Raw genomic sequence first — 12,044 nt, 5'->3', positions numbered from 1 at the left:
GCAGGCGGCGCTGGTCGCGCCGCACCCACAACCCCTATTATATACCATCGCGACGAGGAAGCGAGTGGGTGAAAAGCTCAGATCGCCCGCCCTGGTCAGCTCTCACTGGGGCCACGCCGGTAGAGCGTGAACTCGAAGGCGTCGGGAACGTGATATCGCTGCGAGAAGAGTACCGGCCTCTGCTCCAGCGTATAGTCAACTTGCTCCATATAGAGCAGAAGCGCACCAGAGGCGAGGCCAAGCTTCTGCGCCAGCCAGCTTTCGGCCTGCAAGGGCCGGAGCCGGGCCAGGCCGTGATGGATGGCGAGGCCGAGGTGCTGGACGAGAAAATCGTAGAGCGAGTCACTATAGAGATCGGTCAATTCATAGGTGGCGGTCTGTACCAGGGCCGTCGGCAAAAAATCGATCGAGAAGACGACGGGACGTTGATCAGCCAGACGCACGCGCTCGATCGCCAGCACCTCATCGGAGGGTGCCAGAGAGAGCTGCCTGGCCACCTGGGGACTGGCTGGCATGGTCTGAATGACGACGTCACGTGTGCCGGGGAGATGCCCCGAGGCTCGAATCAGCTCGCTGATGTCGAGGTTCCGATCCAGACCGCTTTTCACTTGCTGTGGGTGTTGATTCACAAAGGTTCCGTGACCATGCCAGCGCAGAATCAGCCCTTCCTGGGCCAGTCCCTGAAGCGCCTCGCGTAGCGTCGTACGGCTGACTCCCAGCGTCTCGGAAAGCTCTTCCTCATTCGGGAGGCGAGAACCGGGGGGATAGATGCCCGTGCTGATTAGGACGCGCAGCCGCTGGCGCACCTGGTTGGCCAGCGCTCTCCTTCCTTTGAGCACCATTGACCCCCTTCCTGCTTCTGCTTGATTGTTGTGAGCAGAGCAGGTAGACTAAAAATGTGGCAGAGCGGCAGTCACGGGTGTCTGTGGTTGAGTCTACACTCTTGATGCTGCGATGTCAAGTGGTTCGGCTGATTGCAGATCTCTGCGGTATAAAGGGTGATTGCTTTGAGAATTGATGCGACCGTTGCCAGCGAAAGACATCTCATCAGGGAGGCTCTTGCTGTGCTTTATGCATCAATGTCCGCCCGGCTTCCTGCCGCTTAGCCTGTCTGCTTGCCTGGCCACTCTCACTGCCTTTGTGCTGGCACCCGGTTGAACGTTAGTTAGTTCAGCCGGCTGCAAAATGACCAGAGGAGGCCCTCGATCAACCAGCGACGATCGATTGAGGGCAGGCGAGCTGATGGATAGAAGTGAGGCCGAGAGGAACCTGCTATAAGGCAGAGGCCACTGCGGGCCAATCTCTCCCTGATTGCCTGGGCCAGGGCTGAGGTAGACCACGTGCAGAGCCTGCGGGAGAGCTGGCGAGGTGCTGATGCTTTCCGCCGTTGTTCCTCGACTTGTATCCCTCTACTATAGTGAGAAGGAGCGAGCGAGAAGGCTGACGGCTTGGCCTTCTCCCTGTTACTCTGTCTCACTCTGTCTCATCTGCTCCATCCGCTAGATTGGTGATCCATGCAGAGCAGCGAATCGTTTAGCAATCCTGGCGCGGACTCATTTGAGCTGCTACCTCCCTATCTGGCCGCCGCTGGCGCTGAGCCACTGCAGCTTGAACAGCTGCGCTGGCAGGAGCAGGCCATGAGCGACGCCAGTCTGCTACCAGCGTCCTTTCGCGCCCGGCTCTTTACCCTTCTGACCTATGAGCGGCACGTGCCCTACTGCCTTCACTATTTGCTCGTCCAGCTCCTCAGCCAGGGCCACAGGGCCGCGGACATAGCCGCTCTCCTCCAGGAGCCTGCCAATGACGAAGAGCGAGCGGCCCAGCTTGAGTTTCTGGCGTCCCAGACGGAACCGCTCCAGAGCTGGCCCGAGCCGACTTCGGCCCTGGAGCAGGCCCTGCTCTGGGCTGCTGGGGCGTTGCTCTTACCAGGCGAGCAGACCGAGCAGGCTCGGCTGGAGCTGCGGCGCCTGCTGCCGTCGCGCGTCTATGCCTCGCTGCAGGCTTTTCTGGCCTTTGTGCAAACCTGCCATCTCTGGATCACGGCCTATCCCGAGCGAGCGCACATGGCCGACGAGCAGGCGCGCCAGTACCTGCTACGACTCCTCCAGCGTTGTGAGCCAGAGGAGCAGGAGCGTCTGCGTTCGCTGCTTGAGCGGCTCGGCTCCTGCACGGATGAGGCTGTCTTCAGACACGAGCTTGAGCTATACCGTCGTCGGCTGCGAGCCGTGTTAGAGGCCATCGGCGATTGCGTTCTGCTCTACGATCATCGCGGGCGTCTGATCTATGTCAACGCTGTTGCCCGGCGACTGCTTCCTCTCTTGCAACCTGATCATGCCCGTCGGGCGGCTCTGGCGGGGGAGGGTGAGAGTGACCAGGATGAAGCCCGAGAGAGTGGAGAGACAGAGGAGGAGCTGCTGCTCTCCGATACTCCTGCCGCGGCGCCGCTGCAGCGTATCCTCCGGGAGGGGTGTGCCATTGCCGGCGAGCAGGCGGTTGATATCAAGATCAAGCTGGTCGGAGGCGAGAAAGCCGTTTTCAGCTTCAGCGGCGCGCCCGTGCGGAGTAGCCGCGGGCAGATCATTGGTGCTCTTATCATTGGGCGTGAAGTCACCGCGCGGCGGCGGCTCGAGCAGCGTGCTCACACCGTGCTCAGCGCCTTAGTGGCGATGGCCGAGGCCCTTGTCCAGGTCGACGAGGATGAGCCGCTTCCTCTGCAGGAGTACCGGAGCGAGGGGCAGACGCGTCTGATCATGTTACGGCTCGGTGAGCTGACGCGCCAGGTGCTTGGCTGTCGGCGTGTTGCCATGCTTGGCCTAGAGCGCGAAACTGAGCGCATTCAGCATGTAGCGGTTACCGGTGTCACTCCCCAGCAAGAGCGTCTCTGGCAGGAAATCGCCCTTGGGGCTTCGCTGAGTGCCTTTCTGAACGCGGCCCTGCTGGAGCGGCTGCGCGCTGGCGAAAGCCTGCTCATCGATCTTGAAGCACCCGAATTCGGTCACCTGCGTCGCCAGGTTCGCCGCTACTTGGTGCGGGCCTTGCTTGTGATTCCCATGTGCCTGCGTGAGCGGCTCATTGGCATCGTCACGGTCGACTATGGTCCCGAAGCGCACAGCTACAGCCCTGACGAGCTAGCCCTAGCGGCGGCGGTGGCGCGCATGGCCACCCTTGTCCTGGAGCGCGAGCATCTGCTAGAAGAGCGGGCTGAGGCGCGGGCCAGCGTCCTGGCGCTGCGCGAGGCCAATCGTCGCATGGACGAATTCATCAGCTTTGCCAGCCATGAGCTGCGGGCCCCCCTGACCGTCCTCAAGGCCAATGCCCAGCTCATCAAGCGGCTCCTGCAGAAGGCCAGTGCCCTCGGGCGTGATCTCGGTAGCGGCAACTCCGGCGAAAGCAGCGCCGGTCAGTCCATGCTCCAGGCCCCTCATCCTCTCCTGCAGCGTCTGGCCAGTATTCCCGAGCTGCTTGATCGCTCGATTGCTCAAGTTGACTTACTGGATCGTCTCGTTGGCGATCTGCTTGACTTCTCGCGCATCCAATCGGAGACCTTGCAGCTGGTGCGCCGGCGCCTTGATCTGGCGGCAATCGTGCGCGACGTGGTCCAGAGTCAGCAGCAGGTCCATCCTGGACGCGACATTCGCCTCCGCATTGAGAGTTCTGGCGAGGTGCCAGTCGAGGTCGACGCCGCGCGCATCGGTCAGGTTCTGACCAACTATCTGCTCAACGCCATCCGCTATGCGCCAGCCGACCGTCCCATCGAGGTCTGCCTGCGCGTCGAGGGGGAGCGGGCGCGAGTACTGGTACGTGATGAAGGGCCGGGGGTACCGCCTGAGCTACAACAACGCATCTGGGAGCGCTTCTATCGTGCGCCGGGTATTCCTGTGCAGGAAGGCTCGCCGGTCGGCCTGGGGCTGGGCCTGCATATCTGTCGCATCATTATCCAGCTCCACGGCGGCGAGGTTGGTCTGGAGAGCCAGCCTGGTCAGGGAGCAACCTTCTGGTTTGCCCTGCCGCTGGTCCGGCCCCAGGCTACAGAGAAGCCAGCTGGTTGACTGGCGCGACAAGAAGGACCAGGAGAGCGTGAGCCTCTCTCAGATCAGTGGATCACGTGCTCACTGATGCGCCGGGCCAGTGCCTGGAAGGCTGTAGAGAGGGCGGGGGGATTGCGCACCTGCAGAGGGCAGTTCAGTCCGACCAGCACATAGGCGGCCCAATCCAGATTATGTGTTGAGCAGCGCAGCAGGGTCATCTCCTGATTCTCGGGCAGTGGCTCTAAGATCGCCAGAGCGGATGGTAGCCGCTTTTGCGCCTCGGAGAGCGGCAGCTCCAGAACTACCTCGATCTGCCAGAGGGCTGGCGTGAGTGCAATGGCGTGCTGAATCTCTCTCAAGCAGTCGAAATCAGCTGGTCGCACAAACGTTGCGGGCCGTTCCTCTGCCAGCAGAATGCGATCGAGGCGGAAGACGCGTAGATCCCGACGTAAGTGACAGTAGCCCGCCAGGTACCAGCTACCGGAGCGATAGACCAGGCCATAGGGGTCAACCTCGCGCTCGCTCTCGGCTCCGTTCCAGGAGCGGTAGCGCAGCCAGAGACGTCGGCTCTGCTGCGTACAGTGGCCGACCGTTAACAGCACTTCAGCGGCAGGTTGCTGGCTGGCCTCTGGCAGATCGAAGAGCAGGGTCTCCTCAACCGCTTGCAAACGCTTGCGCAGCGGTCCAGGAAGCACGTGCTCAATCTTGGCCAGTGCTCTCTCGACAGCGTTTTGATCGCCAATGAGGTTCAGGCGTCGCGTCAGCAGCAGGCCCAGGGTCAGGGCCAGAGCCTCCTCGTCGCTGAAGATCAGCGGAGGCAAGCGAAAGCCTGGGCGCAGAAAGTAGGCGCCGTAGCGGCCATGTTCCGCCTCCACAGGGATACCAAGGTCCTGCAGCATGGTGATATAGCGACGCACCGTCCGCGGACTTACCTCCAGGCGTGCCGCCAGCTCGGTCCCACTCATCCGCCCACGGGCCTGGAGCAGCTCCAGCACCGTGAGCACGCGCGTCGTGGGAAAGTACATAGTGACCTCGCTTTCTCCATCTGCGCAGATGATCAGATCAGCATCAACGAATTAGGACGAAGTATAACCGCTTTCGCTGCTATGCTCAAGAGCGTGTAACACTGATAGAGGCAGTGCTCGTAGAGCAATTGGCTTCTGCTGATGGAGCCACGGACCAGAGAGGAAAAGGAGAAGGCATCTGTGGAGAAAGCCCGACTGCTTAGTGAGATGAAGCGTTGCTATCAGGAATGGAATAGCCTGCTGGCCACTGTGACCTCGGAAGAGCTGTTCCTGCCAGGGGTGGCGGGCGCTTGGTCTGTGAAAGAAGTGATTGCCCATCTTACTGCCTGGCTAGAACTGGCCTTCAATGATATCTCCGCTGCCCGTGAGGGGGGGGAGCCGATGCTATGCTTTGACACCATGAGCGAGGAAGAACTGGAAGAACTCAACCAGCGTTTCCACCGCGAGCGTCAGGGGCAAACGCTGGAAGAAGTCCTGGCGAACTTTCACACCACCTGGCGTCGCCTCTACGATGAGACTATGGCTCTCGATGACAGGCTCCTGCAGGAGACAGCCCAGCTGGTAGTGGATTGGCGGGCCAGGCCCCTTGGAGAGCTGATCTATGGCGAGGCCTGTGAGCACCTGGTAGATCATACCAACGCCCTGCGAGCCTGGTTGAACGCCCGGCGTGGGAGTGCCGCCGAAGCCTGAGCCAGGCCAGGCTGAAGCCAGCTTTCTTACTCTCTTACTGGCTTCAACCTGGCCTGACGACCCTGGCTCAGCTGCCCAGCACCGCCACCAGCATGGCCAGCAGGCCGATGATGCGCAAGCCATCGCCGATATTGTCAACCAGCAGAGAGTTCACAAAGAAATACTTCTGGAAGATCATCAGATAGCCCAGGCCCAGGAAGAGGAAGGCCGTGCCCATCAGGAAAGCGAAGCGCGTTGGCTTCTTCAGCAGGGCCGTGGTATACAGATAGAAAATGCCCAGGCAAAGGAGTGCGCGAGAGCCGCTCAAGGTAGCGCGGAGGCCGACATTTGGCAGATCCGGCAGAATAGGAGAGAGCAGCCCGATACAGAGAGCCATCAGTGAACAGATGATCTGCAAGCGGAGCAAGGCGTTCAAATACTGATCAGAGTTGTTGACCAGGCTGAGCAAGATAAACAGATAGGCGCAGGCTTGACCCAGATAAAGAAACCAGTCCGTGTGGAGGGTGACGCTCGTTACCAGCATTGACAGCAGATCGGCCAGGCCAGTAAGGGCGATCATCCCCATCGAGATCCCCAGCATCAGCAAGCGCGTGCTACGCACCTGGGGGTAGGCTACTGCCACACGCAGGGTCACAAAGAGGGTAATCGCGATCAGAATCATCGCGAGCATGATAGGCATCCAACTGAAACCCACGTCTGCCTCCTTCCTAGCGAACCAGAGCTAGAAGCAAAACTCTAGAAATAGTTAGCGAAAGAGAGAGCGTCAGCGGCTCAACGTTCCCCGACAGATTCCTGGCCGACTCAGGACTCAAAGAGCCGTTCAGCGCTGACGAGGCGCCCGTCAGGATCAACCAATTCCACGCGTCGCATTTTCACCAGGATCTGCAGAGCGGCCAGGACATCGGCCAGCTCCATGCCCGTGCTTTGGACCAGCTCGGCGATGCTCTGCAGGCCATCGATAGCGCCATGCAGGCGGCGGGCGCGCTTATCGGCGATGGCGGCGGAACGAGCAAAAGGATTTTCTGAAGTCAGCAGTTCGGCGTCCTCCTTGCGCCGGGGAATCAGGGCAGTTAGCGGCACTGGTTGCGATTGGCGGCCTGGACCTGGCGTCCTGGCTGTTGCCCCGGGTGGACCTGCGAGCGCCGCCCTCGACCCAGGCCCAGGGACGGCGGAACCCGGCACTGGCGGGTGGAGGAGCAAGCCACGCTGAGTCGCCAGACCAATCGCCTGACGCAGCAACATGGTAATAGCCTGCTGTAGCTCAGGTGGGGGCTGGTAACCCACGAGGAACAGATAGGTCAGAGCGAAAGGCAGCGGCTCCTGGGGCCCTGGCGTGGCGGGCGGAGCGGGGAGCAACACGGGACTGCTCATGAAGCCACCAAGGCAGTAGTGGCAAGCGTGTTGATGTAGCAGACTGACCTGCTGCGGAGGAAAAAGCATCTCAATGGCGAAGGTCTGGATCGGGCGCTGCTCAAAGGCAAAGCGCTGGGCAATCAGCAGCATCTGCTCATTGTACGTAATCTGCTCCGGCAGGTTGGGGTCGCGGGGAAGCATCGTGCGCAGATGGAGCACGGAGGTACGGGCTGGTGTAAGGAGCGGTGTCCAAAACTCAATCAACTCGATCTGGAAATGCTCAATAAAGGCATAACAGAGCCACTGGAAGAGTTCATCGATCGTATACATCGCGGCAACAGCGCGCAGGAGAAGATTCATCACCACAAACTGTTGCCTGCGTGCATCAGGTGAACTGGCTCTGCCTTGAGGGTACTGGCTGCTCATGAGCAAAAAAACCTCTGCGTTCAGGTGACGATCTAGCCTAGTTAACCAGCTCCGGCGGTCACGGCTGGCTCCTTCCGCCTCTTCTTCAGAACGTCAGGAGAGGGGAAAATTTTCTCTTTTGGACCAACTCTCTTCAGCGAAGATGGCGGCTGCCAGCTCTTGGGCGGTGAAGGCGGCGGGACCCCTATGCTCGCACAAAGCCCAAGATTGCAATGTTACCATAGCAACCACTACACATAGTGTCAATGAAAATTGCATTAAAGTCAAGTTGAGAGATCGACACATCCTGGTCAATAATTGGTTATCATTCAACTATGAGCTGGGAAGACAGGGGCGCCTGCTCTCAATCAAGGTGGAGTGCAGTGCCGCAGCGGACGGCGGAGAAGAGAGCAGGAGGGCTGGCCAGCCAGAAAGAGAGGCCAGACTGCTCCTGCTCTTGTGAGGGGCGTGGCGCCTGCCGTTTCAGTGAGCAGGCCTGCTCACGCCCCTGCCCTGGCAGCCTGTCCTCGACAGGGAGTAGAGCGGCGTAGCTTACTGTGGGATAATGCCGGGTACCAGGTACTGTTGAGCCATGACAATCAGGCCGAGGGCGCAGGCCAGGATGATACTATGCCAGAAGGTACGGCGCACTACCAGGCCCTCCTTGCCAGTCAAACCAATGGTGGAAGCGCCGGTTGTCAGATTCTGTGGCGAGATCATCTTCGACATCACCGCCCCGCTGGAATTGGTAGCTGCCATCAAGATCGGACTCAGCTTCAACTGCTGGGCCGCCACCACCTGCAGATTGCCGAAGAGGGCGTTCGACGACGTATCGCTGCCGCTCAGGAAGCAGGCGATCCAGCCCAAGAAGACAGAGAAGAAGGGGAAGACCACACCCAGTGAGGAAATGGCCAGGCCGATGGTATAGGAGATACCGGAGTAGTTAAAGAGGTAGGCCAGGCCCACGATGAACATCACCGTGAGAATAGCGTAGCGCAACTGACGCCAGGTATCGGTCAGTGCCTGCCAGAGAATAACCGGGCGCGCCCCGGCGGCGATCATCACCGCTGCCGTCAGCAACATAGCCAGCAGAATAGCCGTCCCTGTGCCCAGGGGCTGGAAGCTATAGATCGCGGCATAGGGCTTCTTGTAAAGGGTCAGATAAATCGCGTTATGCAGATTGGGCCAGGGCACGTTGATCTGACCGATCTTCGCCACGCCGGCGAAGGTCCAGATAATCACCACTGCGCTCACCAGCAGCCAGGGCAACCAGGCCAGGAGCGTCTCCCCCAGCGTCGGGCGCTCTGTGGTCGGCTGGCCCGTCCCGCCCTCGCCACTGGCGCTGGAACTGGCATTCGCAAAGGCTGCCATATACTCCGCCGTATCGCGTGGCTGCCAGATCTGTACAAAGAGAATCACACATAGTAGGGACACCAGTGACGCCAGGACATCGGGCAGCTCGGGGCCGACGAAATTCGAGACTGCGAACTGAGTCAAGGCGAACGAGAGGCCCGCCACCAGTGCTGCTGGCCAGCAGGTGCGCAGGCTGCGCACGCCGGCATAGACCACCAGAGCGTAGAACGGCAGTAAGAGACTAAAGATAGGAAGCTGGCGTCCCACCATTGCCGACAGGGCCAGGGTTGGGAGATTCGTCACGCCATGCAAGGTAGTGATTGGCACTCCGAGTGCCCCGAAGGCCACCGGCGTCGTATTGAAAATCAGGGTCATCACAATGGCATCCAGCGGCTCAAAGCCGAGGCCGATCAGCAGCGCGCTGCAGATGGCCACCGGTGTTCCGAAGCCCGAGATTCCCTCCATCAGCGCCCCGAAGCTGAAACCGATGATGAGCAGCAGAATGCGGCGGCCCGCTGGCACATTATGGACCATCCAACGGCGAAATAGCTCGAATTTCCCCGAGCGCACCGCCACATTGTAGAGCCACATCGCGTTCCAGACGAGGGGAGCGCTTGCTGCCGGGGTCGTGTTGTCTTGGCAAGACCCCGCGCGCCCTAGCAGGCCTAGAGGGCTGCTGTCCTGTCTCTGTTGAGGAACCCGTCACCCCCCTCGAGGCTTCGACCCAGGGGGGGCGGGTTCCTCTCTGGCTCTAGACTGAGGCGTGTGCTCTTGCCTGTGTAAGGGGAGAACTGCACGGCATCTGTTGTCTGGTGCTGCCGGAATGGCATCACTCTTGTGATGCTGGTGACGCTTCGAAAAAGAGTTCGAACCTGCCACTGACGAAGATCAGCCTGTTCACCATCACAGGAAGATCTGCTTCTGCTAGCTGTACTCGGCGTAGTTCCAGTACCGGCATCTCTTTGTCTATCGCTAGCAGGTGCTGTTCCTCGGCAGTTGGCAGGCGCACGAAGGCGCGATTGCGTGAAGTCACGATCTCAATCCCGTGTGCTTGCCGTAAGGCCGTCCAGGTGTTGAAGAAAGGATCAGCCTGGAGTTGGCTGAAGATCTGGTCTGTGATCAGATCGGGGTTGTAGAAATTCTCGGAAAGCCTGTAGTAGACTCTCCCTATGCTATACACGATCCCCTGTCGTAATCTGCGATGCGGGACGCTTTCTGACGCTGGTTTGTTTAACCATTCAGCAGCCCAAGAAGGGGGGGTGACCATGTTGGGTGGCTCGATGAATTCACTGATTGGCTCCAGGCCCCTTGCTCGAATGTAATCATCGTAATTGCTGACAAATGCTGGAAGGCGAATGGGCAAGTGAGTATAGGTAGACTTCCCTTGGGTGACCAGTAATCCTTCAGCCTCCAGAATTTTTATGGCTCGGTTAATTGTATCTCGCGAGACGTTGTAGTAATCGCATAAGGCGCGTTGGGGGGGAATGCGCCCAGCTCTTCCAAATTCCCCGCTCTTAATCCGTTGGCGAAGCTCCCCGGCAATTGTCTCAACTTTTGAGTCCATAGTCAGTGCTCCACTGCGATTAACTGGGCTTGTTCGCCCAGGGTAACTGTAACATGGAGTGAAAACAATGTCAACAGGCCAAGTGGTTCGGGTCAAAAGCACGTTATAAATATCATGAATTTTGGTTAGACATAATTTCACGCAATATTGCCTTGACTTTTGGATCAGTCCATGTTACCATTCATATTAGCAGGTCAAAGTGGTCTGGCAACAAGCGGAAGACCGATTAGTCTGAGAAGTTGGCCTGGTTTGTGAGAGAACCCTAACAACTGCATACGACTTGGGTGAGGTACTACAGGGGAGCCAAGCACCTGGGCGACATGTGGTAAGGAGAGGAAGCAAGGCCGGCGAGCTGGAGGTGACTGTTCTACGGTTGAGAAGGGGCTGGCTCGCTCGGAGGTGCGCGGCATCTTCCCTGTATATGCCTCTGCCTTGTGGGGACAGTAGTTCCTGGGGGTCTGCCTCTCTCCTGGGAGAGCATGCCACACAGCAGTGGTTGCCCGGCCCTTTCTGCCTCTTTTGTCTGTCTCTTCAGTTTACATCGGTGTCTTGTTCTCTCCAAGGAGGTCCTCGTGTCTGCCTTCCTGTCGTTCCCTCCTGTCGTTCCCTCTCGATCGCGTCGCCGACGCGATCAGAGAGCTGCGCGTACACCCTGGGCAGTGCCCTATGCACGTCTGGTGGCGCAGGCGCGTCGTCTGTTCTGTGGGCACACGGTGCTGGTTCCCTCTCCTGTCGGCCTTCATCCTGACGGGACCCCGGCCTTCCGTTGGGGTCGGGGAGTCGTGACTTCCGTCGCTGACGACGGAAGTGTCTGCGTGGTGTTCTTCGAGTCGGGCAGGAGCCACAAACAGTGTTTTGGCGTCTCCTTTGCCCTGCAGCAGTTTCGGGTGCTCTCTTCCTAGCCCCCTATTCTGATCAAGGAGGTGTTCTATGTCCCCTCTGTCTTCTCTCTCGTGGCGGGTTCGCTGGCGTGGACGGGTATGGTATCCCAATGAGCTGGAGGAACTCCTGCGGCTGTGTGGACGTGACCCTGCAATCCTGCAGGAACCCGCAGCGGTCGTCATTGATCCTGACTTGGAGGACGAGGTCGTTTGCGACACGTTTCAGAACATTCTCTTGACAATTGCCACTGCTCTGGGGACTAAAGATGCTCTGCTCTTCTTCCATCCCCAGAATACCGAGGAAGACTGGTACCTCGCGGGACGACTTCACTATGACCTTGGGGGAGAGCATGGGCCGCATGCGCTGCTGCTGGCTCAGCAGCGCGCCCGGACGCTGGTGGGTCAGCAGCCGGAGCGAGAGAAGCTGATCACTGCTTTCCTGACTGGGTTCGTGCGACGTTTTCTGGAGGACCAATGTCTCCCTCCCCAATACTGTCCCTTGCTGGCCCCTCAGGGGGTGTTCCTGGAGGTGGTGCCTGTGCGCTCGGAGGGGACTCCACCCACACGCATGGACCAGGAACCGACGGAAGCTTCCTCAGGTTCCACCGGCTGGTTGTTGCTGCAGCCTGGGAAACGCTCCCCCTATGTGGTATGTTTCCCTGCCCCAGCTCCTGGGTCCGTCCAGATTGACGAGCGTGGGTTGAACCGCCCCTATCCCTGGTGGTGAGAAATCAGGAGGTGAACG

The 12,044-nt window shown here is 59.5% G+C and carries 10 protein-coding genes; 4 read left to right on the top strand and 6 right to left on the bottom strand.

Annotation, left to right across the window (positions count from 1 at the left end):
• Positions 1-95: 95 nt before the first annotated feature.
• On the bottom strand, positions 96-842 hold the full coding sequence (locus N688_RS15255) for a GntR family transcriptional regulator (protein ID WP_052890081.1): 747 nt from the start codon (positions 840-842) through the stop codon (positions 96-98).
• 672 nt (positions 843-1,514) lie between these two features.
• On the opposite strand from N688_RS15255, the gene N688_RS15250 reads away from it, so the two are divergent.
• On the top strand, positions 1,515-4,049 hold the full coding sequence (locus N688_RS15250; RefSeq protein ID WP_052890080.1) for a sensor histidine kinase: 2,535 nt from the start codon (positions 1,515-1,517) through the stop codon (positions 4,047-4,049).
• A gap of 44 nt (positions 4,050-4,093) precedes the next feature.
• Here N688_RS15250 and N688_RS15245 read toward each other — a convergent pair whose 3' ends face one another.
• Positions 4,094-5,053, bottom strand: coding sequence for a helix-turn-helix transcriptional regulator (locus tag N688_RS15245; RefSeq protein WP_052890079.1), 960 nt, complete (start codon positions 5,051-5,053; stop codon positions 4,094-4,096).
• A gap of 180 nt (positions 5,054-5,233) precedes the next feature.
• Here N688_RS15245 and N688_RS15240 point away from each other — a divergent pair, with 180 nt between their 5' ends.
• On the top strand, positions 5,234-5,743 hold the full coding sequence (locus N688_RS15240; protein ID WP_052890078.1) for a ClbS/DfsB family four-helix bundle protein: 510 nt from the start codon (positions 5,234-5,236) through the stop codon (positions 5,741-5,743).
• Positions 5,744-5,810: 67 nt separating this feature from the next.
• Here the strand turns inward: N688_RS15240 and N688_RS15235 are convergent, their stop codons facing one another.
• The 4 genes from N688_RS15235 to N688_RS15215 form a co-directional block, all read right to left on the bottom strand.
• On the bottom strand, positions 5,811-6,437 hold the full coding sequence (locus tag N688_RS15235) for a hypothetical protein (RefSeq protein ID WP_156025445.1): 627 nt from the start codon (positions 6,435-6,437) through the stop codon (positions 5,811-5,813).
• Between the two features lie 107 nt (positions 6,438-6,544).
• Positions 6,545-7,462 (bottom strand): hypothetical protein, encoded by a 918-nt coding sequence (locus tag N688_RS15230; RefSeq protein WP_162179570.1) that lies wholly within the window; start codon positions 7,460-7,462, stop codon positions 6,545-6,547.
• 591 nt (positions 7,463-8,053) lie between these two features.
• Complete coding sequence (locus N688_RS15220) at positions 8,054-9,517, bottom strand: L-lactate permease (RefSeq protein ID WP_272945055.1); 1,464 nt, start codon at positions 9,515-9,517, stop codon at positions 8,054-8,056.
• 166 nt (positions 9,518-9,683) lie between these two features.
• A complete protein-coding gene (locus N688_RS15215) occupies positions 9,684-10,418 on the bottom strand; it encodes a GntR family transcriptional regulator (protein WP_052890073.1) in 735 nt (244 codons plus the stop codon).
• A 572-nt stretch (positions 10,419-10,990) separates the two neighbouring features.
• Between N688_RS15215 and N688_RS22885 the strand changes: the two genes are divergently transcribed.
• Together N688_RS22885 and N688_RS15210 are read left to right on the top strand one after the other, a co-directional pair.
• Positions 10,991-11,320, top strand: a complete 330-nt coding sequence (locus tag N688_RS22885; protein ID WP_156025443.1) for a hypothetical protein — start codon at positions 10,991-10,993, stop codon at positions 11,318-11,320.
• A gap of 28 nt (positions 11,321-11,348) precedes the next feature.
• Entirely contained in the window at positions 11,349-12,026 is a 678-nt protein-coding gene (locus N688_RS15210; protein ID WP_052890072.1) for a hypothetical protein, read from the top strand.
• Positions 12,027-12,044: the final 18 nt, after the last annotated feature.

Source organism: Thermogemmatispora carboxidivorans (assembly GCF_000702505.1).
GTDB classification, from domain to species: Bacteria; Chloroflexota; Ktedonobacteria; order Ktedonobacterales; family Ktedonobacteraceae; genus Thermogemmatispora; species Thermogemmatispora carboxidivorans.
This window is presented reverse-complemented; position numbering and strand designations above follow the sequence as displayed.